The sequence below is a fragment of the Stutzerimonas sp. VN223-3 genome (assembly GCF_045999685.1).
GTDB classification, from domain to species: domain Bacteria; phylum Pseudomonadota; class Gammaproteobacteria; order Pseudomonadales; family Pseudomonadaceae; genus Stutzerimonas; species Stutzerimonas stutzeri_AR.
Window position 1 is genome coordinate 139,388 of record NZ_RBEC01000002.1, and the last position, 26,873, is coordinate 166,260.

Below are 26,873 nucleotides of genomic sequence, written 5' to 3' on the forward strand. Positions count from 1 at the left end.
CCAATAGCAAACCCCCGCTTACGACGACCGGCACGCATGTGGTCCCGATGATCTATCCCGTCGTCCCAGCCCTGCTAAACTCTCGCCCCCGCCTCTACAGACCAAACGAGAATGTCCCGACTCAATCCCCGGCAGCAGGAAGCCGTGAACTATGTCGGCGGCCCCATGCTGGTGCTCGCCGGTGCCGGCTCCGGCAAGACCAGCGTGATCACCCGCAAGATCGCCTATCTGATCCAGCAGTGCGGCATCCGCGCGCAGTACATCGTCGCCGTGACATTCACCAACAAGGCCGCCCGCGAGATGAAAGAGCGCGTCGGTAGCTTGCTGCGCGGCGGGGAAGGACGCGGGCTGACGGTCTCGACCTTCCACAACCTGGGCCTGAACATCATCCGCAAGGAGTACGCGAAACTCGGTTACAAGCCGGGCTTCTCGATCTTCGACGAGGGCGACATCAAGGCGCTGCTGACCGACATCATGCAGAAGGAATACGCTGGCGATGACGGCGTCGATGAGATCAAGCATTACATCGGCTCCTGGAAGAACGACCTGATCACGCCCGAAGAGGCGTTGGAAAACGCGCGCAATCCGAAAGAGCAGACCGCCGCCATCGTCTATACCCACTACCAACGCACGCTCAAGGCGTACAACGCGGTGGATTTCGACGACCTCATCATGCAGCCGGTAAAGCTGTTCCAGGACAACCCCGACGTACTGGAAAAGTGGCGCAACAAGGTGCGCTACATGCTGGTCGACGAATATCAGGACACCAATGCCAGCCAGTATCTGTTGGTCAAATTGTTGGTGCAGGAACGCGCGCACTTCACCGTAGTGGGTGACGACGACCAGTCAATTTACGCTTGGCGCGGCGCGCGGCCGGAAAACCTGATGCAGCTGAAAGAGGATTTCCCCTCGCTGAAGGTGGTGATGCTCGAGCAGAACTACCGCTCCACCAGCCGCATCCTCAAATGCGCGAACATCCTGATCGCCAACAACCCGCACGCGTTCGAGAAGCAGCTGTGGTCGGAAATGGGCCACGGCGACGCGATCCGCGTGATTCGCTGCCGCAACGAGGAAGCCGAGGCCGAGCGGGTGGCGATGGAAATCCTCACGCTGCACCTCAAGACCGAACGGCCCTACAGCGATTTCGCCATCCTCTATCGCGGTAACTACCAGGCCAAGCTGATCGAGCTGAAGCTGCAGCACCACCAGATCCCTTACCGGCTTTCCGGCGGCACCAGCTTTTTCGGGCGTCAGGAAGTGAAGGACCTGATGAGTTACTTCCGCCTGCTGGTCAATCCGGACGACGACAATGCCTTCCTGCGCGTGATCAACGTGCCGCGTCGGGAGATTGGCTCGACCACGTTGGAAAAGCTCGGCAACTACGCCACCGAACGCAAGATCTCGATGTACAACGCCTGCGACGAGATGGGTCTTGGCGAGCACTTGGACAGCCGCTTCACCGATCGTCTGTCGCGCTTCAAACGCTACATGGACAACCTGCGCCAGCAATGCGCGCAGAACGATCCGATCGCCGCCCTGCGCAGCATGGTCATGGACATCGACTACGAGACCTGGGTGCGCGCCCAAACTTCCAGCGACAAGGCCGCGGACTTCCGCATGGGCAACGTCTGGTTCCTCATCGACGCGCTGAAGAACACCCTGGAGCGCGACGAGGAAGGCGGCATGACCATCGAGGAAGCCATCGCCAAGCTGGTGCTGCGCGACATGCTCGAACGCCAGCAGGAAGAGGAAGAAGGCGCCGAGGGTGTGCAGATGATGACCCTGCACGCCTCCAAGGGACTGGAATTCCCCTATGTGTTCATCCTCGGCATGGAAGAGGAAATCCTCCCGCACCGCTCCAGCATCGAGGCCGACACCATCGAGGAGGAACGCCGCCTGGCCTACGTCGGCATCACCCGCGCCCGGCAGAATCTGGCGATGACCTTCGCTGCCAAACGCAAGCAGTACGGCGAAATCATCGAATGCATGCCCAGCCGCTTCCTCGACGAACTGCCGCAGGAAGACTTGGAATGGGAAGGCCAGGAAGACGCGCCGGTGGAGGTCAAAGCCGCCCGTGGCAACGATGCGCTGGCGGCGATGCGGGCGATGTTGAAGCGCTAAGAATGCGGCTGAGACCTGAAACTAACGACTGTAGGGCGGTGCAATTCGCCAATCTGTAGGGTGGGCTTCAGCCCACCAACCACGCTAAAGCAAACCTCCGCCACGCTACCGCCCTTGCCGCCTGCCTGCTGGTGGGCTGAAGCGGAACGCCGCCCGACCCACCCTACGGCTGAAGCGGAACACCCTCCGAGGCACCCCGCCATACGGCACTTCAACCGCCGACAATCGCCTCCAGCTCCTTCGCCGCCGCGCGCAACCGGGGGACGAATGCCAACAGCGGCTCCATCGCACAGCGAATCACCGGTGCGTGGGTGAACAGGCAAGCGATCAGATCGCCGCGTCCGTCGCGCACCGGCACCGCGCAGGCGACCATACCGTCGATGAATTCCTCCGAATCGGTGGATAGGTCCTCTTCACGAATCCGCGCCAGATCATCGCGCAAGGCGCTGAGGTCGATCAGCGTGTTGCGCGCCAGCTGCCGAATCGGCAAGCGCGGCAGGATTCGCTCCAGCTGATCGGGCGGCAGCGAGGCCAGATAAAGCTTGCCGCTGGCCGTGCACCAGAGCGGTGTATGGCTGCCGATCGGCAGGTTAATCTGCAAGGGCCAATTGGTCTGCACACGGTCGAAATAAAGCATGTCCAACCCATCCGGCACGGACAGCCCGCAAGTCTCGCCGATTTCTTCCGATAGCTGACGCAGGATCGCCTGACGCAGCGCCTTGTGTCGACCGCTGCCGAGGATGTTCACCGCTGTGGTATGCAGGCGGTCGCCGGGCAACAATCCGCCGCGCAGGCCGAACTGCAGGAATCCCTCCTTCTCCAGCGTTTGCACCAGTCGATGGGCGCTGGCCTTGGGGATGTCCAGCTTCTCCGCCAGTGCGCTGGGGGTCAGCGGTTCCGCAGCGCCAGCAACGGCTTCGATGATTTCCAGCACGCGGGTGATGGAGGAACCTTTTTCGCGAGGGGTAGTGCGCATGGATCGATGCCCGTTGCGGTAGGTAAAGAAACAGCCGCCAAAAAGAGCGGCAAAGTTTAATTGAAACGCAAGAGCCGAACCGGCCACCGTAGGGTGGGCTTCAGCCCACCAGCTGCGCGCAACATTCGAATCGGCAAGCGAATCAGAACGAGCGCGCTTCGTCAGCAGTTACGCTTTGCCGCTGCCAACGGTGGGCTGAAGCCCACCCTACAGTGCTGAAGCCCACTAGATAATCACCCGGAATGCCAAAGCGAAACGCCTTCCGGCCCACCCGGCTACCCCCGGCCTTACTTCATCGTCGGCATGGCGAACTCCGCGCCGGCACGAATGCCGGTCGGCCAGCGCCGGGTGACGGTCTTCATCCGCGTGAAGAAACGCACGCCGTCGGGGCCATGCATGTTCAGCGGGCCGAAGATCGAGCGCTTCCAGCCGCCAAAGCAGTGGAAGGCCATGGGCACCGGGATTGGCACATTGACGCCGACCATACCGACCTTGACGTTCTCCTCGAATTGCCGCGCGGTGTCGCCATCACGGGTGAAGATCGAGGTGCCGTTGCCGAATTCGTGATCGTTGGCCAGCTTCAGCGCCTCATCGAAGGAATCGACCCGCACCACTACCAGTACCGGACCGAAGATTTCCTCCTGATAGATGCGCATCTCCGGTGTCACCCGGTCGAATAGCGTCGGCCCGACATAGAAGCCATTCTCGTAACCCTCGACTTTGATGCCGCGACCATCACAGACCAGCGTTGCACCTTCTTCCACGCCGAGGTCGATGTAGCCGGCGACCTTCTGCTGATGCTCGCGGGTTACCAGCGGCCCCATGTGCGGCTCGGGTTCGACGCCAGTGCCCGGCCCGGTGCGCATCTGCGCGATTTCGCCCTTGAGCATCTCGACCAGATTGTCCGCGACCTCGTCACCGACGCACACCGCCACCGAGATCGCCATGCAGCGCTCACCCGCCGAGCCATAGGCGGCGCCCATCAACGAACTGACCACCTGCTGCGGATCGGCGTCGGGCATGATCACCATATGGTTCTTCGCCCCGCCCAGCGCCTGGCAACGTTTGCCGTGGGCCGAGGCGGTTGTGTAGATGTACTCGGCGATGGGCGTCGAACCGACGAAACTTACCGACTGCACACGCTCGTCGGTCAGCAGCACGTCCACCGCTTCTTTGTCGCCATTGACGATGTTCAGCACGCCGGCCGGCAAACCGGCTTCGGCCAGCAGCTCGCCGAGCAGCATGGTCGCGCTCGGGTCCTTCTCCGAGGGTTTGAGGACGAAGGTATTCCCGCAGGCGATAGCCACCGGCAGCATCCACAGCGGCACCATGGCCGGGAAGTTGAACGGCGTGATGCCGACGCACACGCCCAGTGGCTGCATCAACGAGTTCGAATCGATATCGCGGCCGACGTTGGGCGAGAACTCGCCCTTGAGCAGATGCGGAATGCCACAGGCGAATTCCACCACCTCCAGGCCACGGGTCACTTCACCCTGGGCGTCGGAGAACACCTTGCCGTGCTCCAGGGAAATCAGCCGGGCCACATCGTCGCGGCGCGCTTCGAGCAACGACTTGAAGCGGAACATGACGCGGGCCCGCACCAGTGGCGGCGTTTTCGACCAGCCTTCGAAAGCCGCCTGGGCGGCAGCGATGGCGTCGCGGGTTTCATCCGCCGAGGACAGCGAAACATACAGGCGCGGCTCGCCAGTGGCCGGGTTGTAGACGGTCGCGTGGCGTTCGGAGCGGCCAGCGACGGCCTCGTTGTTGATCAGGTTGCCGAGGGTCTGCATGGGGTTACTCCTGATTCCAGACGGTTTCGTAGAGGTCGATGATTTCCGCTTCACTGGGTACGCGCGGGTTGTTGCCCGGCGAGCCCGAGGCTAACGCCTGCTTCGCCATGGTTTCGCGCAGCTCGAAGAAGCGTTCACGGGTGATGCCGAACTGCTCGGGGCTCGGTACCTGCAGCTCTTTGTTGATTGCGCGCAGTTCGGTCAGCAGCTTGTCGTTCGCCGCCTCGACGCTATCGCCTTCGCCCGCCACGCCCATGGCACGCGCACAGTCGGCGTAACGCTCGGGCGCGGCCGGAATGGAAAACGCGGTGATCGCCGGCAGCAGCATGGCGTTGGACAGCCCGTGCGGCACATGGAAGAAGGCGCCGATGGGCCGGCTCATGCCATGTACCAGCGCCACCGAAGCATTGGAAAAGGCGATACCGGCCAGAGTCGCGCCAAGCATCATCGCCTCGCGGGCGTTGCGATTGCCGGGCTCGTGATAGGCCGCGCGCAGATTCGGCGCCAGCAAGCGCATGGCCTGCAGCGCCTGGGCATCGCTATAGAGGCTGGCCTTGCGGCTGACATAGGCCTCGATGGCGTGGGTCAGCGCGTCGATGCCGGTATCGGCGGTCACGCGCGGCGGCAGCGACAGGGTCAGCTCGTAGTCGATCAGCGCAGCCACCGGCATGAAACCAAGGCCGGCGCAGAGCATTTTCTCGTCGCTGGTCTCGTCGGTGATGATGGTGAAGCGCGTGGCTTCCGAACCGGTGCCGGCGGTGGTCGGGATCGCAATCAATGGCAGGCCGGCTTCGCTGACGTCACGCGGGAAGCGGTAGTCGCGCATCTCGCCGCCGAACTTGCCGAGGATGCCGATGGCCTTGGCCGAGTCGATCGGGCTGCCGCCGCCGAGCGCGATGATGGAATCGTAATTGCCTTGGCGCACCATCTCCACACCTGCATGGATGGACGCTGCGGTAGGCTCGGGAAGAGTATCGGCGAAGCAGTCGCAGGAAATGTCAGCCTTGGCCAGGGTCTCGCTGATCCGCGCGACATAGCCCAACTCGACCATCATCCGATCGGTGACGATCAGAGGACGTTTGCAGCCCAGGTTGTGCAGTACGGAGACGATCTGCTGGCTGGCTCCAGCGCCGATTTCCATCAGGCGCGGCAGGACGATGCGATGGCTCATGACGTTCTCCGGGTGGGCGTTCGCGACATCTTCGACGCCGGCGAGACTGCCGGACGAAGCAAATGGGCGAGCGACTTGCGTGAGGAGACCTCGGGTCTCGATTGTTATTTTGAGATGGTTCGTCTCACTTGGCTTTGAGACTAGAAACAACCCACGCAGCCGTCAACCTAAAACGAGACGTTTTTTCTCGTTATCAGACAAGAATGATATTGGCGATACCGAATGTTTGGTGCTGAGCGTGACCCCGGAGCGGGAGCGGTTCGCCAGCAAGCTGGCTCCTACAAAAGCGAGTCGGCGGCGGTAACCGCAAGGCTCGATCGGGTCTCCAATGTCGTAGGAGCGAGCTTGCTCGCGAACATCCGGCCAGACGCCGCAGCTCGAACCGCTACCTGCCAGAACCAACCAACCGCCGTAGCAGACCGTCGCCTTCACTCTGCAGTCGCTGGCGGGCAATCCCGGCCTGCTCGCGAGTCGATGTTTCGTCGAGGCTCGCCATATCCGCATCGACGTTGATCAGGGCCGCGCTGAGCCCTGCGTGAATGAGCACGGCCCCGGCCTGAACGTCGCTTTGGACGTTTGCTGCCACGCACGGCCAAGCGGTGACCGCCAGATCGAGAGCCTGTATGCAGCAATGGGCCAGAGCTAGCGGCACCGCACAGGCTTGGCGCGCTGCCGCCTGCTTGTACTCGAGCTGGCCGTAGCGGGTGGCGCTCAGGTAATCGCTGAACGCCTGCATGTCGTCGTTGGCGAACGCGCCCGGTCGTCCCAACAACGCCTCAGCCGCTTGCATCAGCTCTAGGCGGGCCGGGTCTGTCGCGTGGGCCTCGCTGATACGCAGTCCTTTAACCACCAGCGCAAGTCCGATGTCTGCAGTGACAGCCGCTGCCGCGCCGCAACCCGGCGTGGGTTTCCGGGCAGCCGTGGCTGCCCGGAAGTCCACCAACCGTTGCGACCAGATGTTCGGGTCTTCGCTCATCCAACTGATCCTGTCAGGCGGCTCGCGCAGTGCCGTCGCCCCAGGCCAGCAGCACGTCGAGCATACGATTAGAAAAGGCCCATTCGTTGTCGTACCAGGCCAGCACCTTGACCAATTCGCCCTGCACCCGTGTATGGCTGAGGTCGGCCACGCAGGAGACCGGATAGCCAACGAAATCGCGCGATACCAAGGGCAAATCGTTGCACTCCATCACGCCCAGCGGCAGATTCCGCGCGCCTTCGCGCAACACCTGATTGACCGCCTCGACACTGGCCGGAGGTCGTTCGGCCATGAACGTCAGGTCGACCAGCGAGACGTTGGGCGTCGGCACCCGCACCGACAGGCCGTCGAGTCGTCCGGCCAGTTCCGGCAGCACCAGACCGATGGCCTTGGCCGCACCGGTGGTGGAGGGAATCATCGACTCCGCCGCGGCACGGGCTCGGTAGAGATCCTTGTGCGCCTTATCCAGAAGGTTCTGGTCATTGGTATAGGAATGGACGGTGTTGAGCAGCCCTTGGCGAATGCCCACCGCCTCGTGCAGTACCTTGGCCAGCGGCGCCAGGCAGTTGGTGGTGCAGGACGCGTTGGAAATCACCTGCTGGCTGCCATCCAGCAGGTCATGGTTGATGCCATAAACCACGGTGAGATCGGCGCCATCGAGCGGATGAGAAGCGAACACGCGGGCGGCCCCAGCCTGCAGATGCTGTTCGATCTTGGCGCGCTGCTTGAACTTGCCGGTGCATTCCAGCACCACGTCGACGCCCAATTGCTTCCAGGGCAGCTGTGTGGCGTCGCGCTCCTGCAGCAGGCGAATCGACTGACCGCGGATCTGCAGCATGTCGTCGTGCAGGTCGACCTGCTCCTGAAAGCGTCCGAAGGTGGTGTCGAAGCGCGTCAAATGGGCCATCGCCGTTCGGTCGCTGAGGTCGTTGATCGCCTCGATATGGATCTGATTCTCCAGATTTCGCTCGAACAGGGCTCGCAATACGGCTCGGCCGATACGGCCGTAGCCGTTGATGGCAATACGCAACATGGGCGCGCTCTCCTGGGTCACTTTGAGGCTTTAGCTTAGGCGGAGTATCGGCTGCGGCGTTCACCGGTATCTGATCGGGAACATGAAATGGCGAACCCAAGCGCCGCTCGTCAGTCGTAACCTGACAGGTCCGTTGCGCCGGGCTTGCCGCACACCGGAAAGGGGCACGAGCATGAGCGAGTCAACCCAGCCACCGTGGTGGAAAGGCGCCACCATCTATCAGATTTATCCGCGATCCTTTGCCGACAGCAACGGTGACGGCATTGGCGATCTCAACGGCGTACTGCGCCACTTGGATCATCTGCAGCATCTGGGCGTCGACGCCCTGTGGCTGTCGCCTATTTTCAGATCGCCAATGGCCGACGCTGGCTACGATATCAGCGACTACTGCGATATCGATCCGCTGTTCGGATCGCTGGAAGACATCGACCGGCTGATCGCCGAAGCGCACGCCCGTGGCATGCGTCTGCTGCTGGATTTCGTGCCTAACCACACCTCCGATCAGCATCCCTGGTTCGTCGAGTCGCGTAGCTCACGGGACAACCCCAAGCGCGACTGGTATATCTGGCGCGATGAACCCAACAACTGGCGCGCAGCATTGAATGCCGGCAGCGCCTGGAGCTGGGATGAGCACACCCAGCAGTACTATCTGCACCTGTTTCTGCCCGAGCAGCCCGATCTGAACTGGCGCAACCCGCAGGTAGTCGAGGCGATGCACGACGTGCTGCGCTTCTGGCTCGATCGCGGCATCGATGGCTTTCGCGTCGACGTCATCCATTGCACGGGCAAGGAGCCGAGCTTCGCCGACGATCCGCGCTGTCTGGCCGGCCAGCCGCTGGTGGAGTTCAACGACCAACCCTACAGCCATGAGGTACTACGCGGCCTGCGCCGGCTGGTCGACAGCTACCCTGGCGAGCGCGTGCTGGTCGGCGAGGTCAATATCCGCTCCACCGAACGGGTGCTGCAGTACTACGGGGCCAGCGATGAGTTGCATATGTCGTTCAACTTTCAGCCGCTGGATGCACCCTGGGAACCGGTGATGTTTCGCACCTGCATTCGCGACGTCGAAACGCTGCTGAAACCGGCTGACGCCTGGCCGACCTGGGTGCTGTCCAACCACGACAATCATCGTCAGCGCAGCCGCTATCATGGCTCGCTGCGCAGCGCACAAGCCGCTGCAGTGTTGCTGCTGACATTGCGCGGCACGCCATTCATCTTCCAAGGCGAAGAGCTGGGGCTCGAAGACGCGTTGATCACGCCGGAGACACAGGTCGATCCCGGCGGACGCGACGGCTGTCGCGCACCGATTCCCTGGCTCGCGGCGCCGCCTCACGGCTGGGAGGGTGATGAGCCTTGGCTGCCGTTCCCGCCTGAAAGCGATGAGCTGGCTGCCGAACGGCAGCGACATGCGCCAGGCTCGACCCTGGAGCTTTATCGCCGTTTGATCGAGGCGCGCAAGCGCAGTCCCGCGCTGCTTCATGGTGACTGGGAAGAACTGCCGTCGCACCCCAACGTGCTGGCCTACCGCCGACAACTCGGTGAGGACCAACGAGTGGTTTGCCTGAACTTCGCCGATGAGCCCCACGCCTTCCCGATCAATGGCCACTGGCGAATCGAAATCGCCAGCGACGCCCAGGGAGAAGACGAAACCTACGCCGGCGAACTGGCGGCAGGTCAAGCACTGATTCTCAGCCCGGAGGAACATTGAAATGCGGCCTCTCTGGTACCGAAATGCGGTCATCTATCAGATCGACCCGTCACTGTTTCTCGACGTCAACGGCGATGGCTGCGGAGATCTGCGCGGCGTCACCGAGCGTCTGGACTATGTCCGCGGCCTCGGCGCGACGGCCATCTGGCTGATGCCGTTCTACCAATCGCCGTTTCGCGACGCCGGCTACGATGTCAGCGATCACCTGCAGGTCGATCCACGCTTCGGCGATCTTGCCGATGTCGTATATATGCTGGAAAAGGCCGAGGAGCTGGGCCTGCACGTGATTATCGAGCTGGTGGTACAACACACCTCCACCGATCATCGCTGGTTTCAGGAAGCGCGGCGCGACCGGCAATCACCCTACCGGGACTTCTACCTTTGGGCGGACGAGCCGGATGACAGCATCGAACCGATCTTTCCTACTGTGGAGAAAAGCGTCTGGACCTGGGACGAAGAAGCCGGGCAGTACTACCGTCATTTGTTTTACAGCCATGAGCCGGATCTGAACCTCGGTAACCCGAAGGTGGTTAAGGAAATCGAACGCATCATGGCGTTCTGGCTGCGTCTGGGTGTTTCAGGTTTTCGTGTCGATGCCGCTTCGCACCTGATCGAACAGGCCGGTAGCGGCGACAGCGATGGCTATTGGCTGCTCGAACACATGCGCGACTTCGTCACGCTGCGCAGGCCGGAAGCCGTGCTGCTGGGCGAGGTCGATGTGGAGCCGGAGCAGTACCGCGATTATTTTGGTGAAGGCGATCGGCTGACCCTGCTACTGAACTTCTGGGCCAACAACCATTTCTTCCTGGCGCTCGCTCGCAGCGAGGCGGAACCCCTTCATCGGGCATTGGAACGCCAGCCCGGGCCGCCCGAGCGTGCCCAGTACGCCATCTGGCTACGCAATCACGACGAACTGGATCTGGAACGGCTGAGCGACGACGAACGCGAGGAGGTCATGCAGGCCTTCGCGCCCGAACCCGACATGCGCGCCTACAACCGCGGTATACGCCGACGTCTGGCTCCCATGCTCGAAGGCCACGAGCGGCGCATCGCCATGGCCCACGCATTGATGTTCGCACTGCCCGGCACACCGATCGTCCGTTACGGTGAAGAAATCGGCATGGGCGAGGACCTGTCGCGACCCGAGCGCCTGGCGGTGCGCACCCCGATGCAATGGTCTAACGAGCCCAACGCCGGATTCTCCTGCGCGGGCACGCCGCAGCTCGCGGCGCCGCTGATCGAAGAAGGATCGTTCGACTATCGGCAAAGAAACGTCTACGCCCAGACTCTTCGCGAGGATTCGTTGCTGGCCAAAACCGGCAATATGATCCGCACCCGTATCGGCCTGCGCGAGATCGGCGGCGGCAGGCACCGCCCGGTCGAGACGAATTGTCCATCAGTGTTCGCCATTCGCCATGACAATGATTCGACCGTGCTGATGCTGGTGAACCTGGCGGACCGAGCGCTCGACGTCGAGGTCGCAGACAAGGATCTGCAGGACATGGTCGACGTGCTCGCCGACAGCGACTACGAACAGCCCGAAGGTCATCCATTGCGCCTACGTCTGAACGGCTACGGCTACCGCTGGCTACGCCGTAAGCAGCAATTGTTCGGATAGCGAAACGCGCATTGGACGTCGTCACGCAATGGCGGGGCTGGCCGGTCGATGGCTTTCCCGCCGATAGCTGGCGAGACGTCGAAGGTGAACTCCAGGCCATCGCTGGCGCCGTGCAGATCGATCTGGTTTCGCACGCGTATCGCCCACAGCGAATTTGCCAGCTTCCCTCGCTTCGCCCAGGCAGCCGAGGGCCATATCGTGCTGCAGCACCATGGTGAGGCGGCGCGCTTTCGCCGCTTGTCGATCGAAATGATTGACTGAACGGTCCCCTTGGACCAGCGGGCCGATTTGAGCGAGAATGCGCCGCTTTCCAGGCTGCGGAACGCGCTGGCGAGTGGAAGCAAGATCGAAAACGGGCTGGGCGCTCGCCATACTGGCGCAGCGCCCAGTCGCTTTCGGGACGGCGAACCGCCAGACGTACCGGGCCGCCCACGCTTGAGGTAGCGCGTTCGTGGAACAGCTGAAACAGAAGATCCGCAATGAAGGCATCGTACTTTCCGACCGCGTACTCAAGGTCGATGCCTTTCTGAACCATCAGATCGACCCTGTATTGATGCAGCAGATCGGCCAGGAGTTCGCCCGGCTGTTCCGCGATGAAGGCATCACCAAGATCGTCACCATCGAGGCCTCCGGCATCGCGCCCGCGATCATGGCCGGCCTGGAGCTCGGCGTACCGGTGATCTTTGCCCGCAAACATCAATCGCTGACGCTTACCGACCACCTGCTGACCGCCTCGGTGTACTCATTCACCAAGCAGGTCGAAAGCACCATCGCGATCTCCACCAACCACCTGTCCGCGGCCGACCGCGTGTTGATCATCGATGACTTCCTGGCCAACGGCAAAGCCGCCAAGGGCCTGATCTCGATCATCCGGCAGGCCGGCGCGAGCATCGCCGGGCTGGGTATCGTCATCGAAAAGTCGTTCCAGGTCGGCCGACAGGAGCTTGAAGAAGCCGGTTTCCGCGTCGAGTCGCTGGCCCGCGTGGCGGCGCTCAGCGACGGCCAGGTGGTCTTCGTCGAGTAAACGTCCGCTTCACTCCCTGCGCCAAAGCGATACCAGCGCGCCCTGGGTACCGGCGACCGGATCGCTCACCGGCACGCCGACCCGCGCGGCACGCGCACGGGCTTCATCGTGGCTGCGCTCGTCCGGGCGCAGCAGATCGTATTGTTGATCCACCGGATAGCCGCCCACTACCTCGAAGTCCTCGCTGGCGCTGAGCTGACAATGACCGGTGCCCGCCGGCAGCACCAGTGCGTCTCCGGCACTCACCATGACTTCCCGACCCTGCTCTCCACCGAGCATCAGCCGCGCCGAGCCACGCGAAACGCCTAGCACCTCATGGGCAGTGGAGTGATAGTGATGGTAGTCGTAGACACCGGCGCGCCATTGCGCCGGCCACAGATGGCTGTTGAACAGGTTTTCGAAAGCTGTCGCATAGTCAGAATCGGCGAGCGGCAGCTGACGGTACACCAGCACGGGATGCGAGCTGTTCGGTGTACGGCCATCGCTGGCGAAATGCAGTTGCTCGGGTTGCGGGGCAGAGCTGGGCATGAGTACCTCTCGCATTGCCAAGGGCCACATGGAGGGAGCGGCCATCGGAAAGGAATTTGAATTTTGACCCAATGCCGCGCGGCTTTACTCCCCAAGAAACGACAAAGCCGCCCGAAGGCGGCTTTGTCTGACCGGCTGATATTTAGAGGCCGGACATATGCTTGATGGCGGCTAGCAGCTCGTCATCCGAGCAATCGGCGCAGGTGCCTTTCGGCGGCATGGCGTTGATGCCGGTGATGGCTTTCGCCAGCAGACCATCGAGACCGCCTTCCTTATCAGCGCGCGCTTGCCATGCAGCAGCATCACCGATCTTCGGCGAGTTCAGCAGGCCAGTGCCATGACAGGCGTTGCAGAACTGGCCGACCACGGCTTCACCGGTGCGAGCACCGCCGCCAGCGGCAGCCGCCGCAGGGCCAGCAGCCGCGCATTCCTCGCCTTGAATACATACTTCGCCCACTGGCTTGAGTCGCTCGGCGATGTCGTCGTTGGTCGCAGCCTGAGCGCTCATTGCCCACAGGGCCACTACGGCAGTCTGTGCTACCAGGATCTTCTTAATCAGGTTCACCTTACACCCTCATGTGGCTAGACACGCCCGCGGCCACGGTTACGCGAGCGGCGGTTAGTATAGCGGCAAGCCATGCATGCCGAAACCACCCGTGTTGCGTAGGCCTCACCAGCGACGCTGTGTCGCATCGCCAATCCACCAGTGCTAAAACCGGCAATCAGACTCAGAAATTCGCAGGTGTCGTCGCGCTGATCAGCCTGGCAGGCACCTCGAACGGATTACGAAAACGATGCGGCTTGCTGCTCTCGAAGTAATAGCTATCGCCGGTTTCGAGCACATAGATCTGACCGTTCACCGTCAGCTCCAGGCGTCCCTCGACCAGCATCCCCGCCTCTTCGCCCTGATGAGAAAGCATGTCCGTGCCGGTATCGGAGCCGGGCGGATAGGTTTCTGCGAGGAAGGCGATGGCCCTCCCTGGATGGGCCTTGCCCACCAGTTTCATGCTTACTGCGCCGTCGGAAATATCGATCAGCTCGCTCGCCTTGTAGACGACCTGGGTGTCGCCATCCTGCTCGAAATCAGGCGAGAAGAACTCCACCAGCGACATTGGAATGCCGCTCAGCACCTTTTTCAGCGAGCTGATGGAGGGGCTGACGCTGTTCTTTTCGATCATTGAAATCGTGCTGTTGGTAACGCCTGCACGTTTGGCTAGTTCGCGCTGGGACAGGCCCTTGAGTTTGCGGATGGTTTGCAGTCGAACGCCTACGTCCAATACGGGAGCCCCCAATCAAGAGCGGAGTGAAGAGGCCGCTATGATGGCAATGGCGTTCAGTATTTTCAACACAACGGGGCGAAACGCGAAAACGCCCCGGTCATTCAGGCAAAGCCGCCACGACCGATAGCTCGACGAGAATCTCCGGTTCGCAGAGCTTGGCCTCCACAGTGGCGCGCGCCGGGGCGACGCCGTCCGGGAGCCAGGCATCCCACACCGCGTTCATTCCAGCGAAATCGGCATCGATGTCCTTCAGATAGATGGTGACCGAGAGAATGTGCTGCTTGTCTGTACCCGCCTCGGTCAGCAACCGTTCGATATTCACAAGCGTTTCGCGAGTCTGCTGCTCAACACCCGCGGCCATGTCTTCACCCACCTGACCGGCCAGATAGACCGTGCCACGGTGAACGACGATCTGACTCATTCGCGCGTTAGTGTGCAGGCGCTGTATGGGCATGCTTGTGCGACTCCTTGGTCGTGCCATAACGGAAAATATCCAGGCCGTCGGTGCTGATCTGGGTTCGTTTTTTTGCCAGCATGTCAGCCAGCAAGCGCCCGGAACCGCAGGCCATGGTCCAGCCCAAGGTGCCGTGCCCGGTGTTCAAAAACAGATTGCGATAGGCGGTGGCGCCGATGATCGGCGTGCCGTCGGGCGTCGCCGGACGCAGCCCGGTCCAGAACTCGGCATTGCTCGCATCGCCGCCCAGCGGGAATAGATCGCCGACCACCATTTCCAAGGTTTCGCGCCGACGTGGGTTCAGCGACAGATCGTGCCCGGCAATTTCCGCCATGCCGCCGACCCGTATGCGCTGATCGAAGCGAGTAATGGCGACCTTGTAGGTTTCGTCCAGCACGGTGGATACCGGTGCCATGGACGGATCGCTGATCGGCACAGTCAGCGAATAACCTTTGAGCGGATAGACCGGCGCGCGGATACCGAGCGGTTTGAGCATCTGCGGGCTGTAGCTGCCCAGCGCCAGCACATAGCGATCGGCCTTTTCCAGCTTGCCATCGATCCACACGCCATCGAGGCGATCACCGGAATACGCCAGCCGCTGAATGTCCTGATTGAAGCGGAACTCAACCCCCAGCTCGCGCGCCATCTCGGCCAGCTTGGTAGTGAACATCTGGCAATCGCCAGTCTGGTCGTTGGGCAGGCGTAGCGCGCCGCTGAGTTTGTCAGATACGCGAGTGAGGGCCGGCTCGGCTCGGGCGATGCCAGCGCGATCAAGCAGCTCGTAAGGAACGCCGGAGGCTTCCAGCACGGCAATATCCTTGGCTGCCGCATCAAGCTGCGCCTGGGTACGGAACAGCTGAGTGGTGCCGCACTGCCGGCCTTCGTAATCGATACCGGTTTCGGCACGCAACTCATCTAGGCAGTCGCGGCTGTATTCGGACAGCCGCACCATGCGCTCCTTGTTCACCGCGTAGCGTGCTGCCGTGCAGTTGCGCAGCATCTGCGCCATCCACAGGTATTGCTGGATATCGCCGGTGAGTTTGATCGCCAGAGGAGCATGACGCTGCATCAGCCACTTGATGGCCTTCAGCGGCACGCCGGGCGCAGCCCAGGGCGAGGCATAGCCAGGCGAAACTTGGCCGGCATTGGCAAAGCTGGTCTCCATCGCCACCGCTGGCTGACGGTCGACGACCACCACCTCGAACCCGGCACGAGCCAGATAATAGGCACTGGTTGTGCCGATCACGCCGCTACCCATCACCAAGACCCGCATCGTTGCCTCCCGCCCGGTTGTCACCGAACTTACGAAACACTATTAGTGCGGAGTATAAAAAGCGATCAGCAGTGGCTTTCACCATATAAAGCGCTATCTTTGCGATTTATTCACGCCATGAACGGCTAATTTGGAGGCGATACGCCTATGCGAACCAAGCATCAAGTCCGGCGCGAGCTGGACAAGATCGATCGGCAAATCCTCCGTCTGTTGCAAGCGGAAGGACGCATGCCGTTCACAGAACTGGGCGAACGCATTGGCTTGTCCACCACGCCCTGCACCGAGCGTGTACGGCGGCTGGAGCGTGAGGGCATCATCATGGGTTATTCGGCACGGCTGAACCCGCAACACCTGAAGGGCGGGCTGCTGGTGTTCGTCGAGATCAGCCTGGCCTACAAGTCTGGCGATATTTTCGAAGAGTTTCGACGCGCCGTGCTCAAGCTGCCCCATGTGTTGGAATGCCATCTGGTTTCCGGCGACTTCGATTATTTGATCAAGGCGCGGATTTCGGAGATGGCGTCGTACCGAAAACTGCTGGGTGACATCCTGCTCAAACTGCCCCATGTACGCGAATCGAAAAGCTACATCGTCATGGAGGAAGTGAAGGAGTCGCTGGAAATGCCGGTACCGGACTGACGCAGCTGCGTTTCGTCTTTTGCTCCGCGAGCGCTGTCCGGTCTACCCTTCGAGGCAGGCAAACCGTCCAAGGCTCGACTATGACTACCCGGCAACCGGCCGCCAGCACACAGAACCACGCCCCTTCCTACTACGCCGCCAGCATCAATCGCACCCTCGACTACGCCCCGTTACAGGGCGAGCACGAGGCGGATGTGTGCATCGTTGGCGGCGGTTTCAGCGGGCTCAACACCGCTATCGAACTGGCTGAGCGCGGCCTGTCGGTGGTGCTGCTCGAAGCCCAGCGGATCGGTTGGGGTGCCAGCGGGCGCAACGGCGGCCAGCTGATCCGTGGTATCGGCCATGACGTCGAGCAGTTTCAGCCGGTGCTCGGCGATGAGGGCGTCGACGCCCTCAAGCGCATGGGATTCGAGGCGGTAGACATCGTGCGCCAACGCATCGAGCGCTACGGCATCGATTGCGATCTCACCTGGGGTTATTGCGACCTGGCGACCAAGCAGCGCCACGTCGATGGATTCGAGGCGGACTATGCCGATCTCAAGCGCCTCGGCTATCCGCACTCGCTGCGTCGCGTGCCGAAAGACGGAATGGGAGAGGTGATCGGCTCCGACCGTTATCTCGGTGGACTGGTGGACATGGGCTCGGGCCACCTGCATCCGCTCAACCTGGCGCTGGGCGAAGCCGCCGCAGCACAGTCGCTGGGCGTACGCCTATTCGAGCGTTCAGCAGTAGAACGCATTGATTACGGCACTCAGGTGCGGGTGCACACGGCACAAGGCAGCGTGCGTGCCGGACAGTTGGTGCTGGCCTGCAATGCCTATCTGGGAAATCTGAATCCAACGCTCGCGGGCAAGGTGCTGCCGGCCGGCAGTTACATCATCGCCACCGAACCGCTGCCCGAGACGCTCGGGCGCGAGCTGCTGCCGCAGAACATGGCGGTTTGCGATCAACGGGTGGCTCTGGATTACTTCCGCCTTTCCGCCGATGGACGCCTGTTGTTCGGCGGCGCTTGTCATTATTCCGGTCGAGACCCGAAGGACATCGCTGCCTATATGCAGCCGAAGATGCTCGAAGTGTTTCCACAACTGCAGGGCACCCGAATCGATTTCCAGTGGGGCGGAATGATCGGCATCGGCGCCAATCGACTGCCACAGATCGGCCGGCTGCCGGACCAGCCCAACGTCTATTACGCCCAGGCCTATTCCGGGCATGGGCTGAACGCCACACACCTGGCCGGGCGGCTGCTGGCCGAGGCCATCAGCGGAAAGCTCGAAGGGCGCTTCGATTTGTTCGCGCGTGTACCGCATCCAACTTTCCCCGGTGGTCAGCGCCTGCGCTCGCCTTTGCTGGCGTTGGGCATGCTTTGGTACCGGCTCAAGGATCAATTCTGAATTTCGCCGTTGCGCTGACGTCCAATTGCCAAGGAACGATAACCATCGACAGGAGTGACCTTGCGCATGCGTCTGCTGCTTGTGGCGATGCTGTTGCTGGCTGGATGCGCCGGCCACGTTGTCCCCACGACCCCGTCCTATAGGCTACCGAACCACGGTTCGGAACTGGCCCAACGAATCGAGTCGATTGCTGCCGATCAGCCTGCGGGCGACTCCGGCTTTCGTCTGTTGTCCGAGAGCTCCGAAGCGTTCTCGGCGCGCATGGAAATGATTCGCCAGGCCGAGACAAGCCTCGATGTGCAGTACTACATCGTCCACGACGGTCTCAGCACCCGCGCGCTGATCGATGAGCTGATCAAGGCCGCAGACCGCGGCGTCAGGGTCCGACTTTTACTCGATGACACCACCAGCGACGGCAGCGATTACCAGATCGCGACGCTGGCAGCTCACCCGAACATTCTCATCCGAGTCTTCAACCCGCTGCACATCGGGCGCAGCAACATCGTCACCCGCTCCCTCGGACGTCTGCTTCATCTTTCACAGCAGCATCGGCGCATGCACAACAAGCTCATGCTGGCCGACAGCAGCCTGGCGATCATCGGCGGCCGCAACCTGGGTGACGAATATTTCGATGCCGATCAGCGCTTCAATTTCACCGACATCGACCTGCTCGCCGCCGGCCCGGTCGCCGAACAGCTGGCAGGCAGTTTCGACCTGTACTGGAACCATGACCTGAGCGTACCGATCCAGCATTTTCTGCGGCATCCGCCCAGCGTCGACGAGTTGAACGAAGCGCGTCGGAAGATCGCAGGATATCTGCGGAGCGAGCGAGACAAGGACAGCCAGCGTTATCAACATCTGATGGGACCGCTGCAGGAACCGTTGCTCGATAGCTGGCTGAACGAGCTGATCTGGGCGCCAGGCGAGGCGCTATGGGACCACCCGGACAAGATCGAAGCAGACGGGATTCCGGACGAGAAGCTGCTGCTCACTACCCAGCTGCAACCAAGCATGGACGCGGTCCGGCGCTCGATGACCCTGGTTTCGGCCTATTTCGTGCCGACCGATGAGGGCGTCGATTATCTGGCCGGGCACGCCAGAGACGGCGTCGCCATCAAAATACTGACCAATGCCCTCGAAGCCACCGACGTCCCTGCGGTCCATGGCGGTTATGCGCCTTATCGCGCCAGGCTATTGAAGGCCGGCGTACGGCTATTCGAACTGCGCCGGCAACCGGACCAGGAAACGTCCTACAACCTGATCGGTGAATCCGAGTCCAGCCTGCATAGCAAGGCCGCCGTATTTGACCAGGAGAACGTATTTCTCGGCTCGCTGAATCTCGATCCCCGCTCGGTGCTCTGGAATACCGAAGTCGGCATTCTGATTCATAGTCCCGAACTGGCCAGCGAAGTACATCAGCTAACCCTTGAAGGCACCTCGCCCGCGATCAGTTACGAGGTGCGGCTGATCGAGCGCAACGGTCGTGAACAGCTGATCTGGATCGCCGAAGACGAGGGCCAACGAAAGGTTCTGTTAGATGAACCGGGCGGCAACTGGCGCCGTTTCAATGCCTGGTTCAGTCAGCTGATCGGGCTGGAGCGCATGCTCTAGTCAGCCGGAACGGTCATAGTTGGCGACAAAAAGGCCAAGGCGGCCTGCCAACCGGCCTCTCCAAGCTAATTCATTCTTTGGTGTGATACCGACGTGCCATCAGCTGGTTAGGCTACTGCGGTGTCGCCGTCCCATACGGCACTTGCTTCTATAAAAATAAAAAGGAGCGCGACAATGCGTCATTGCAAATGGATATGGACGCTGGCCTTGCTGGCGAGCTGGTTCCCGGCATTGCTCAATTCCGCCCAGGCTCAATCCTTCACCGCGCTGGAAAGCATGCAGATACATGCCAACCGCGCCACCAGCAGTTTTCTGCTCTACCGCGGCGAGGGCTTTCAGAAAGCGCATCTGGCGCGCATGGAAAGCGACCTCCAGGCGCTGAACGCCACGGTAACGGGCTTTTCTGGCGCCAGCAACGAACTGCGTGAATTGCATCAGATTCTTCAGGCCACGCTGCGCGAAGGCGCCGGATTCGGCTATGAGGAAGACGACATGCCGTGGGGCTGGCCATTGCAGATGAGCAAGGCGCTACGCGACTTCCTCACCGCCGTGCGCAGCCAGCAGGGCGCCGATTTCCGCGCCGAGCTACCGGCCAAGGTGGAATATCTCGCCGTTCAGTACCTCAGCCGAGCCTATGTCGGGTCTTTCGAAATCGCACGCGAGCAACCGGATACCTACCTCGGCCAGGATGAGCGGCGCTTGGTGCCGTCAATCGACGAGCAGCTCGCGGCATTGGACGCCAAATCGAATCCAGCCGTTGCCAAGCTGAAAACCCGTTGGGACTTTCTCAAGGTCGCACTCGAAGATATGAACAGCGGCAACAACAGCTTCAATACGGCCTCAGGACGCGCCTTCGCGCCGATCATGGTCGATCGTCACGCACGCAGTCTCAGCGAACAGTGGATGGCGCTCGCGCCCTAAGTCATCAGGCATCGACCGTGCGCTGGCGCAGCCGCACCGGCCCAACCCGCGCCTCGATGGCCTGACGCAGCGGCTCACGCAAGCCGAGCAGGAAGCCCAGCTCGGCCGCGACGAACAGCGGTCCGATGATCAGCCCGGTCAGATCATCGACGAAGGCCGGTTTGCGTCCTTCGAAGTAGTGGCCGACGAACTGGATAATCCAGCCCACCACAAATAATCCGATACCCAGAGTCAGCCAGACGGCTGTCGACTGCCGCGCCAGCAATGCGCCCGCCCAGACGCAGAGCAACAACACCAGACTCATAAGCAGCGCATAACGCAGATCGAGCCGCAGATAGAACAACCCCGCGGCGAGAGCGACCAGCGCCGCCGGGCTCACCCAGATACCGGACAGCTCCATGCCGGGACGCGACAGCAACACCGCGACCGCCAACACGATCATCGGAATGCCGATGAAATGGCTGAGCAGATTGCGCGGGTCGCGATGATAGGCGGCGTATTGCGACAGATGATCGGTCAGCGTTTTCATGACTAGCTCCGGGTGGCCTCAGCTACAAGCTTAGCCATCCTTTCGGCGCACCGGGCGGCCATGAGTGGCGGGCGAGTGCCAAAGATCAAGGCGCTTTTGCCAACGCACCTCCGCACGAGCTAAGGCTCGGGGCGATAACCCAGGCGCAGACCGCCCCAGTGCCGACCGCGGACCATGATCGGCACCGAGATATCGTGCATCAACTCGCCGGTGTCGCGACTGTAGGTCTGCAACAACACCTTGCGCTCGTGACTGCCGCAGCGAGCGCCAGTGCGGTCATTGAACAAGCGTTTGCTGCGGCTTTTGACCATATCGATCGCCGGGTCGCCAACCGGCGGCTGGCTGAAGGCGCGATTGTGGGTCGGCACGTAGCCGCCCGGCGTGGTGGCGATGGCGTAAACCAGCGCATCGTTACGCCCAAGCAGAGGTTCCTGGACGGCCGGCAGAACTTCGTCAGCGTAGCGGTCGAAGCGCGTGTGATATCGAGTCGGATTGGTGCCGGGCTGCGCCTGGTAATTGCGGTCAAAGAGGTCATCGATCGTCAGCCGACCGGCGTCCAGATCGGCCTCGAAGCGCGCACTGATGGCTGCCGAGCCCTCACGCGCCAAGTCGAAAATGTGCTGGTGATAGTCGTCGAGTTGCACTTCGGCGAGCTGTTCGCTGACGGCTTCGGCCTGACCGACGAGTTTCTCGGCCGCCTGCTCCAGTTGGCGAGTCTGAGTCTCGCTTTCGAGGGCGTCGCCGCGCAGCTGGTCCAGTGCGACAAATAGCTGAGCTAATCGGTCATGATTGCTCGTGGTGCCTGAGGTGATTTCCGCCACCTGGGTTTCGACATTCCCGGCCAGGTCGGCGATGCCGGTGAGCTGGGTTCCGGTCTGGGCTATCTGCGCTGCGGCTTCGTCGAGCTCGCTGGCCTGCTTCTGGATATGGCTGACCACCGCAGCGCTTTGTTCACCGATATCGCTGACCATCCGTCCGACTTCTTCGGTGGCGCTGCTGGTGCGGCCGGCCAGATTGCGCACCTCGTCGGCCACGACCGCAAAGCCACGCCCAGCGTCGCCGGCACGCGCCGCCTCGATGGCGGCATTGAGCGCGAGCAGGTTGGTCTGACTGGCGATGGACTGAATCACATCGGTGATTCGACGGATCTCTTCGGTACGCGCCGAAAGCCCGTCGAGCAATCCGCGGCTGGCTTCGGTCTGCGCGCTGAGCTGTTGCATGCGTTCGATCGCGTGCTGCAGTCCTGCACGCCCGCTGTCGCTGCTGCGCCGTACCGCTTCGGCCGCTTCCAAGGCTTGCCGCGCGCGGGCGGCACTGTCTTGCTCGGTTGCGGTCATCGCCTCGGCGCCGCTGGCGATTTCGCTGATCGCTGCTAGCTGGGATTGCAGACGTACGGCGAGCTGCTCGGCACTGAAAGACACCTGAGCGGCGGCCAGTGCGTTGTGGCATGTGTGTCGCGAAAGGTTTTTGCTCAGGTCGTTAGAGCTCTGAGTATCAGAACCATCATTCGTCAGCTCGCAGGCCTGGTGGCGCCACGGACCTAGCCAGGGCCACAGGCCGAGCAGCAGAATCGAGACTGCCGTCAGGTAGAACGGCAGCTCCATCCATCTATAAAACAGCAGCAGTCCCAGCAACGCCGCCGCGTGGATCAGACAGGCCTTGGGATAAAGACGGAAGGCAGGGCGCATCGGTGGCCTCTTGTTGTCATCCGGTAACACGGTTTTTGTAACCATCTCGCTACCAATGAACAGTAGCTCATTAGTGGCAAATGGCCGGGCTTACCGAGTTAGCGGCAGCATACTGTGAAGCTTAAATCCCTCCGTTTTCACAGAATTCCCGCGCTGACATCTTGGCGTCAGCGCGGCAGATCCGGCGCAGCCAGCGGCAGGCCGAGCTGCACGCGCCGTCGTAACCAAGGGCTCGGTCGATAGCGTGGTTCGTTGCCGTAACAGGCCTGCATGGCTTCCAGGATGGTGAGGATTCGCGCCGGACTGTAGTGCTCGGCAAACCCCAGCGGCCCCTTCGGATAACCCAGCGCAAGCTGCACGGCGCGATCGAGCGTATCCGGCGAGGCGATACCCTTCTGCGCAATTTCGCAGCCAAGATTGACGATGCTGGCGACGATTCGCTGGCTGACGAAGCCCGGCGAGTCATTGATCACTTCCACCGGTACGCCATCGGCACCCAGCGCCTGACGTGCCTGTGCTTCCAGCGCCGGGTCGAGTGCTGGCTGACGCATCAGTACGCGGCGCTTATCGAAATCGCTGAACGAGTCCAGCGCAATGGTGCGCACCGCCGGGAGCGCCAATCGCTCGACGCAGTTGCTGGCGTCCTCACCCAATGGCGTGATCAAGCAGATGGCCTGGTCCGATGGTTCCGCGCCGTCTTCGAGCACGGCGCCGGCTTGCTGCAAGAGCGCACCGACGCGCCCGCGGAGCTCGGGCTCGATGCTGTCGAGCCAGAACGGTCTATCGATGCTCACCGGCTCGAAGCGGGGTTCCGGCGAGCGAATCTGCTGGCCATCCTGATAACGATAGAAACCCTGACCGGTCTTGCGTCCGAGCAAACCCGCTGCAACCCGTTGCGCAGCGAGATAGGACGGGGTGTAGCGCGGGTCGTAATAGAACTGGTCGTGCACCGACTCCATCACGGCATGGGAGATGTCCAGGCCGGTCAGATCGAACAGCTCGAACGGCCCCATGCGGAAACCCGGACCGTCGCGCAGGATTCGATCGATCTGCTCCGGGGTAGCGATGCCCTCGCTGAGAATCCGCTGGGCCTCGGTGCCATAGGCGCGACCGGCATGGTTGACGAGAAAACCGGGAGTGTCGGGAGTGATTGCCGGGAAATGTCCGGCATGCTCGGCCAGCTGGACCAGCCGCTCGATGACCATCGGCTCGGTGCGCTCGCCGCGGACCACCTCGACGAGCTTCATCAACGTCACCGGATTGAAGAAGTGGAAGCCGGCCACCCGCTCGGGACGCGTACAGGCGCTGGCGATGCGGGTCACCGATAACGACGAGGTATTGGTTGCAAGCACGGCGTCGGCGGCGATCAGGCTTTCCAGCTCGACGAACAGGCTCTGCTTCGCCTCGAGATTTTCGACGATAGCTTCGATGAGCAGGTCGCAGCCAGACAACTCAGCCAGTTGATGGGCCGGCTGCATGCGTTTCTGAATTGCCGATAGCTCGTCAGCACTCAATCGCCCCTTGGCAACGCTGCGTTCAAGCAGCTCCCGGTTGAATTGCAACGCCTGCTCGATGGCGTCGGGACGACTGTCATACAACCAGACCTGCTGCCCAGCGCTGGCAAACAATTGCGCGATGCCGCGCCCCATGGCGCCGGCGCCGATAATGCCAATACGGGAAAACATGCGAACCTCCTCAATGGATGCGTTGCGTCTGTCTTGGGTACGTCTGTCTTGGGTTGTTATTAGAAGTGATATTTCGCACTGCGAAATAATATTCCGCCTCAATTGACCGAAAGCCTAAAGACTGCCAGTCTCCTACGCAAGCCATCCGTGACCGAGCGCCATGCATACGTCCGACTATTCCCTCGCCCTGCTGCAACAGGCTCAAGCCTCCGGCACCAGCCTCTTTCAGCGCATCGGCTGCGAGCTGCTGGAGGAGATCGTTCGACTCATTGCCTTCGGCGAGAGCGTGTTCAAACGTGGCGCCCGGCAACGAGAGCTGTTAGCTCGATGACCGCGTTATTGCCGCTGGCACTACTCTTCGAGCTGCTGGCCCTGACGACCCAACTGCAGCCGCTGAGCGTCATCAGCGGTGCTCTGCTAGCGGTTTTCTTCGTCTGGCATTGGCGTTCGCTGATGCCTTACCCGCGTCGGCTCGGCGTCGTCACCCTGGCATTGCTCGGCTACTGGCTGCTGACCGGCGAAGCGAACTGGCAACAGGGTGCGCGCATGTTGTCCTCGGCCGCTTATTACGCTGCGTTCATCGGCGCATTGGGTTTGATGCATTGCCTGGTCAAACGATTGCATCAGCTCAGCGAGCTGCATCGCCTGTTATTGGCAGGGCCACGTACCTGGCTCTATCCCGGTTATCTGATGAGCACGTTTGCGATCAGTTCGATCCTGAGCTTCGGCATGCTCAATCTGATCTGCGGTTCGCTGGAACGCCACCTCGAGCGGCGCCCCTATAGCGACACCCAGCGTCGCGAAGGTAGACGCGGGGTAATGGTTACCTCGCTGCGCGGTTTCGCGCTGGTGCCCTTGCTGGCACCCACCAGCGTCGCGGTGGCCATCCTTACTCGTGAAATACCGGGACTGAGCTGGAGCGCGCTATTGCCGTTCGGGCTACTCGGCGGCGTGCTTCTGCTGCTGTTCGGCTGGCCGGCAGAGAATCGTCGTTTGCAGCAACTGGCCCATCCTGCTTCCGAACCTCAGACACATTCGGAGCAGGCGCGTGGCAGCTTCCGGGGTCTGCTCGTCGGCAGCCTGATCGGTATCGTGCTGATCGCCATGTTGGCTGCACTGACCTGGCTTTCCGCCACTCAGGCAGCGATGCTGCTAGTGCCGCTCGCCGTAATCACAATTCTGCTCTGGCAGCGGATAGCGCCACGCCAGGTATTCGGCGAAGTCAGCGATACCCTCATTGGCATGCGTAACGAGACCTTTATTTTCGCCAGCTCGGCGTTGCTGGCCGGCCTGGTCGCCGCGGTGTTGCCGGTGCATCACCTGTCCGATCATCTCGGCGCCACTCCCCTTGTGCTGTTCGCGCTGGGTGCGTTCGGTACGCTGGTAATCATCGTGCTGGCGCTGCTGGGCGTAGCGCCGCTGATCTCGCTGAACATTTGCGCGGCCCTGCTGGCGCAGCTGGCGAGTCAGGGCGTCGCGGTGATGCAGCCGGCGGTGGCGCTGCTGTTCGGCTTTTCCTTGGCGATGTTGCTATCGCCCTATGGCCCATCCGCCCTTCTATTGGCTCGCCACGCCCAGCTTTCGCCCTGGCGCATCGCCGTCGGCTGGAATGGCCGCTTCGTGCTGAGCGTACTGCTGCCACTGCTGCTGGTACCGCTGCTGGCATGAGCAGCGCCGCTCACATCCAGCCGTACTCGGCCATGGACAGCGGCTCGCCATCGCCGACGATGAAGTGATCGAGCACCCGCACATCGATCAGCGCCAATGCGTCGGTGAGCTTGCGGGTCAGTTGCCGATCAGCCTGGCTGGGCTCGGCGACACCCGAGGGGTGATTGTGGGTCAGGATGACGGCCGCCGCGTTCTGTGCCAGTGCGCGCTTGACCACTTGCCGCGGATAGACGCTGGCACCATCGATAGTGCCGTGGAACAACACTTCGAAGGCCAGCACGCGGTGCTTCGAATCGAGAAACAGGCAGGCGAAGAGTTCGTGCGGCTCGTGCCGCAGCCGCGCCTTGAGGTAATCGCGTACTGCCTGCGGGCTTTCCAGTGCCGAATCGCGACGAATGCGCTCGGCCAGGTGCCGCCTGGCCATTTCCAGCACCGCTTGCAGCTGGGCGAACTTGGCTGGCCCCAGCCCCAGATGGCTGCTGAACTGCTCAAGATCGCTTTCCAGCAGCGCGCGCAGGCTGCCGAACTCGCTGAGTAGATGTCTGGCGAGATCAACCGCGCTCTTGCCGGCCACCCCGGTGCGCAGAAATATCGCCAGCAGTTCCGCGTCGGACAAGGCCGCCGCGCCCTGCTCCAGAAGCTTTTCCCGCGGACGTTCCGCCGCGGGCCAGTCACGAATGCTCATGTCACCTCCATGTTGAGCGTGCCCCTCGTCCTGTGAGGGCGCTGTGCTATCTTAACGGCCTTTTATCGACGGCAACCGGCCCCCGCCGGAACCAGTTCTCACCCGTA

General features: G+C 61.9%; 24 protein-coding genes. 10 read left to right on the forward strand and 14 right to left on the reverse strand.

The genetic code is table 11. From position 1 onward, the window contains the following. Positions 1 to 111 precede the first annotated feature (111 nt). A complete protein-coding gene (rep, locus tag D7241_RS09475; protein ID WP_408101312.1) occupies positions 112 to 2,121 on the forward strand; it encodes a DNA helicase Rep in 2,010 nt (669 codons plus the stop codon). Between the two features lie 211 nt (positions 2,122 to 2,332). On the opposite strand, the gene D7241_RS09480 is transcribed toward rep, so the two are convergent. The 5 genes from D7241_RS09480 to gap all read right to left on the reverse strand — a co-directional run bounded on the left by D7241_RS09480 (position 2,333) and on the right by gap (position 8,067). Beyond that, on the reverse strand, positions 2,333 to 3,097 hold the full coding sequence (locus D7241_RS09480) for an IclR family transcriptional regulator (protein WP_408101313.1): 765 nt from the start codon (positions 3,095 to 3,097) through the stop codon (positions 2,333 to 2,335). Between the two features lie 287 nt (positions 3,098 to 3,384). After that, positions 3,385 to 4,887, reverse strand: a complete 1,503-nt coding sequence (locus D7241_RS09485; RefSeq protein WP_408101314.1) for a CoA-acylating methylmalonate-semialdehyde dehydrogenase — start codon at positions 4,885 to 4,887, stop codon at positions 3,385 to 3,387. 4 nt (positions 4,888 to 4,891) lie between these two features. Then, on the reverse strand, positions 4,892 to 6,058 hold the full coding sequence (locus D7241_RS09490) for an iron-containing alcohol dehydrogenase (RefSeq protein ID WP_408101315.1): 1,167 nt from the start codon (positions 6,056 to 6,058) through the stop codon (positions 4,892 to 4,894). Between the two features lie 385 nt (positions 6,059 to 6,443). Then, the gene (locus D7241_RS09495; RefSeq protein ID WP_408101316.1) at positions 6,444 to 7,034 is read right to left on the reverse strand and encodes a cyclodeaminase/cyclohydrolase family protein; all 591 of its coding nucleotides are present in this window, start codon (positions 7,032 to 7,034) and stop codon (positions 6,444 to 6,446) included. 13 nt (positions 7,035 to 7,047) lie between these two features. Beyond that, on the reverse strand, positions 7,048 to 8,067 hold the full coding sequence (gene gap / locus D7241_RS09500) for a type I glyceraldehyde-3-phosphate dehydrogenase (RefSeq protein WP_408101317.1): 1,020 nt from the start codon (positions 8,065 to 8,067) through the stop codon (positions 7,048 to 7,050). Positions 8,068 to 8,239: 172 nt separating this feature from the next. Between gap and D7241_RS09505 the strand changes: the two genes are divergently transcribed. The 3 genes from D7241_RS09505 to xpt all read left to right on the forward strand — a co-directional run bounded on the left by D7241_RS09505 (position 8,240) and on the right by xpt (position 12,417). After that, a complete protein-coding gene (locus tag D7241_RS09505; protein ID WP_408101318.1) occupies positions 8,240 to 9,775 on the forward strand; it encodes an alpha-amylase family glycosyl hydrolase in 1,536 nt (511 codons plus the stop codon). A 1-nt stretch (position 9,776) separates the two neighbouring features. After that, entirely contained in the window at positions 9,777 to 11,393 is a 1,617-nt protein-coding gene (locus D7241_RS09510) for an alpha-amylase family protein (RefSeq protein WP_255979948.1), read from the forward strand. 451 nt (positions 11,394 to 11,844) lie between these two features. Next, complete coding sequence (gene xpt, locus D7241_RS09515; RefSeq protein WP_408101319.1) at positions 11,845 to 12,417, forward strand: xanthine phosphoribosyltransferase; 573 nt, start codon at positions 11,845 to 11,847, stop codon at positions 12,415 to 12,417. Positions 12,418 to 12,426: 9 nt separating this feature from the next. Here the strand turns inward: xpt and D7241_RS09520 are convergent, their stop codons facing one another. The 5 genes from D7241_RS09520 to dadA all read right to left on the reverse strand — a co-directional run bounded on the left by D7241_RS09520 (position 12,427) and on the right by dadA (position 15,952). Further along, positions 12,427 to 12,945, reverse strand: coding sequence for a cupin domain-containing protein (locus D7241_RS09520; RefSeq protein ID WP_408101320.1), 519 nt, complete (start codon positions 12,943 to 12,945; stop codon positions 12,427 to 12,429). Between the two features lie 142 nt (positions 12,946 to 13,087). Next, entirely contained in the window at positions 13,088 to 13,510 is a 423-nt protein-coding gene (locus D7241_RS09525; protein WP_255979942.1) for a c-type cytochrome, read from the reverse strand. A gap of 163 nt (positions 13,511 to 13,673) precedes the next feature. Then, a complete protein-coding gene (locus tag D7241_RS09530) occupies positions 13,674 to 14,222 on the reverse strand; it encodes a cupin domain-containing protein (protein ID WP_255979940.1) in 549 nt (182 codons plus the stop codon). Between the two features lie 100 nt (positions 14,223 to 14,322). Next, positions 14,323 to 14,679, reverse strand: coding sequence for a RidA family protein (locus D7241_RS09535; protein ID WP_408101321.1), 357 nt, complete (start codon positions 14,677 to 14,679; stop codon positions 14,323 to 14,325). Continuing rightward, on the reverse strand, positions 14,654 to 15,952 hold the full coding sequence (gene dadA / locus D7241_RS09540) for a D-amino acid dehydrogenase (protein ID WP_408101322.1): 1,299 nt from the start codon (positions 15,950 to 15,952) through the stop codon (positions 14,654 to 14,656). The genes D7241_RS09535 and dadA overlap by 26 nt, the downstream gene beginning before the upstream one ends. A gap of 147 nt (positions 15,953 to 16,099) precedes the next feature. Between dadA and D7241_RS09545 the strand changes: the two genes are divergently transcribed. The 4 genes from D7241_RS09545 to D7241_RS09560 all read left to right on the forward strand — a co-directional run bounded on the left by D7241_RS09545 (position 16,100) and on the right by D7241_RS09560 (position 20,511). Beyond that, positions 16,100 to 16,588, forward strand: coding sequence for an Lrp/AsnC ligand binding domain-containing protein (locus D7241_RS09545; protein ID WP_255979934.1), 489 nt, complete (start codon positions 16,100 to 16,102; stop codon positions 16,586 to 16,588). An 80-nt stretch (positions 16,589 to 16,668) separates the two neighbouring features. Further along, positions 16,669 to 17,979, forward strand: a complete 1,311-nt coding sequence (locus D7241_RS09550) for an NAD(P)/FAD-dependent oxidoreductase (RefSeq protein WP_408101323.1) — start codon at positions 16,669 to 16,671, stop codon at positions 17,977 to 17,979. A 60-nt stretch (positions 17,980 to 18,039) separates the two neighbouring features. Further along, on the forward strand, positions 18,040 to 19,590 hold the full coding sequence (locus D7241_RS09555; protein WP_408101324.1) for a phospholipase D family protein: 1,551 nt from the start codon (positions 18,040 to 18,042) through the stop codon (positions 19,588 to 19,590). Between the two features lie 174 nt (positions 19,591 to 19,764). Then, complete coding sequence (locus D7241_RS09560; RefSeq protein ID WP_408101325.1) at positions 19,765 to 20,511, forward strand: hypothetical protein; 747 nt, start codon at positions 19,765 to 19,767, stop codon at positions 20,509 to 20,511. A gap of 4 nt (positions 20,512 to 20,515) precedes the next feature. On the opposite strand, the gene D7241_RS09565 is transcribed toward D7241_RS09560, so the two are convergent. The 3 genes from D7241_RS09565 to D7241_RS09575 all read right to left on the reverse strand — a co-directional run bounded on the left by D7241_RS09565 (position 20,516) and on the right by D7241_RS09575 (position 24,413). After that, positions 20,516 to 21,040: a DUF962 domain-containing protein gene (locus D7241_RS09565; RefSeq protein ID WP_408101326.1), complete on the reverse strand. Its 525-nt coding sequence runs from the start codon at positions 21,038 to 21,040 to the stop codon at positions 20,516 to 20,518. A gap of 119 nt (positions 21,041 to 21,159) precedes the next feature. Beyond that, positions 21,160 to 22,728, reverse strand: coding sequence for a methyl-accepting chemotaxis protein (locus D7241_RS09570; protein ID WP_408101327.1), 1,569 nt, complete (start codon positions 22,726 to 22,728; stop codon positions 21,160 to 21,162). Between the two features lie 167 nt (positions 22,729 to 22,895). After that, positions 22,896 to 24,413: a 3-hydroxyacyl-CoA dehydrogenase gene (locus D7241_RS09575; RefSeq protein WP_408101328.1), complete on the reverse strand. Its 1,518-nt coding sequence runs from the start codon at positions 24,411 to 24,413 to the stop codon at positions 22,896 to 22,898. A 160-nt stretch (positions 24,414 to 24,573) separates the two neighbouring features. Between D7241_RS09575 and D7241_RS09580 the strand changes: the two genes are divergently transcribed. Then, complete coding sequence (locus D7241_RS09580; protein WP_408101329.1) at positions 24,574 to 24,744, forward strand: hypothetical protein; 171 nt, start codon at positions 24,574 to 24,576, stop codon at positions 24,742 to 24,744. Beyond that, on the forward strand, positions 24,741 to 26,081 hold the full coding sequence (locus tag D7241_RS09585; RefSeq protein ID WP_408101330.1) for a hypothetical protein: 1,341 nt from the start codon (positions 24,741 to 24,743) through the stop codon (positions 26,079 to 26,081). Before D7241_RS09580 ends, D7241_RS09585 begins: the two co-directional genes overlap by 4 nt. Before the next feature lie 10 nt (positions 26,082 to 26,091). On the opposite strand, the gene radC is transcribed toward D7241_RS09585, so the two are convergent. Then, positions 26,092 to 26,766, reverse strand: a complete 675-nt coding sequence (radC, locus tag D7241_RS09590) for a DNA repair protein RadC (protein WP_408101331.1) — start codon at positions 26,764 to 26,766, stop codon at positions 26,092 to 26,094. Positions 26,767 to 26,873 lie beyond the last annotated feature (107 nt).

What these genes read in the sequence shown, in the direction of transcription:
- D7241_RS09505 (WP_408101318.1), top strand. Translation starts at nt 8,240, where the DNA reads ATGAGCGAGTCAACCCAGCCACCGTGGTGGAAAGGCGCCACCATCTAT.
- rep (WP_408101312.1), top strand. Translation starts at nt 112, where the DNA reads ATGTCCCGACTCAATCCCCGGCAGCAGGAAGCCGTGAACTATGTCGGC.
- D7241_RS09570 (WP_408101327.1), bottom strand. Translation starts at nt 22,728, where the DNA reads ATGCGCCCTGCCTTCCGTCTTTATCCCAAGGCCTGTCTGATCCACGCG.
- D7241_RS09490 (WP_408101315.1), bottom strand. Translation starts at nt 6,058, where the DNA reads ATGAGCCATCGCATCGTCCTGCCGCGCCTGATGGAAATCGGCGCTGGA.
- D7241_RS09550 (WP_408101323.1), top strand. Translation starts at nt 16,669, where the DNA reads ATGACTACCCGGCAACCGGCCGCCAGCACACAGAACCACGCCCCTTCC.
- D7241_RS09495 (WP_408101316.1), bottom strand. Translation starts at nt 7,034, where the DNA reads ATGAGCGAAGACCCGAACATCTGGTCGCAACGGTTGGTGGACTTCCGG.
- D7241_RS09565 (WP_408101326.1), bottom strand. Translation starts at nt 21,040, where the DNA reads ATGAAAACGCTGACCGATCATCTGTCGCAATACGCCGCCTATCATCGC.
- gap (WP_408101317.1), bottom strand. Translation starts at nt 8,067, where the DNA reads ATGTTGCGTATTGCCATCAACGGCTACGGCCGTATCGGCCGAGCCGTA.
- D7241_RS09510 (WP_255979948.1), top strand. Translation starts at nt 9,777, where the DNA reads ATGCGGCCTCTCTGGTACCGAAATGCGGTCATCTATCAGATCGACCCG.
- D7241_RS09480 (WP_408101313.1), bottom strand. Translation starts at nt 3,097, where the DNA reads ATGCGCACTACCCCTCGCGAAAAAGGTTCCTCCATCACCCGCGTGCTG.
- dadA (WP_408101322.1), bottom strand. Translation starts at nt 15,952, where the DNA reads ATGCGGGTCTTGGTGATGGGTAGCGGCGTGATCGGCACAACCAGTGCC.
- D7241_RS09485 (WP_408101314.1), bottom strand. Translation starts at nt 4,887, where the DNA reads ATGCAGACCCTCGGCAACCTGATCAACAACGAGGCCGTCGCTGGCCGC.
- D7241_RS09585 (WP_408101330.1), top strand. Translation starts at nt 24,741, where the DNA reads ATGACCGCGTTATTGCCGCTGGCACTACTCTTCGAGCTGCTGGCCCTG.
- D7241_RS09535 (WP_408101321.1), bottom strand. Translation starts at nt 14,679, where the DNA reads ATGCCCATACAGCGCCTGCACACTAACGCGCGAATGAGTCAGATCGTC.
- D7241_RS09545 (WP_255979934.1), top strand. Translation starts at nt 16,100, where the DNA reads ATGCGAACCAAGCATCAAGTCCGGCGCGAGCTGGACAAGATCGATCGG.
- radC (WP_408101331.1), bottom strand. Translation starts at nt 26,766, where the DNA reads ATGAGCATTCGTGACTGGCCCGCGGCGGAACGTCCGCGGGAAAAGCTT.
- D7241_RS09580 (WP_408101329.1), top strand. Translation starts at nt 24,574, where the DNA reads ATGCATACGTCCGACTATTCCCTCGCCCTGCTGCAACAGGCTCAAGCC.
- D7241_RS09575 (WP_408101328.1), bottom strand. Translation starts at nt 24,413, where the DNA reads ATGTTTTCCCGTATTGGCATTATCGGCGCCGGCGCCATGGGGCGCGGC.
- D7241_RS09520 (WP_408101320.1), bottom strand. Translation starts at nt 12,945, where the DNA reads ATGCCCAGCTCTGCCCCGCAACCCGAGCAACTGCATTTCGCCAGCGAT.
- D7241_RS09560 (WP_408101325.1), top strand. Translation starts at nt 19,765, where the DNA reads ATGCGTCATTGCAAATGGATATGGACGCTGGCCTTGCTGGCGAGCTGG.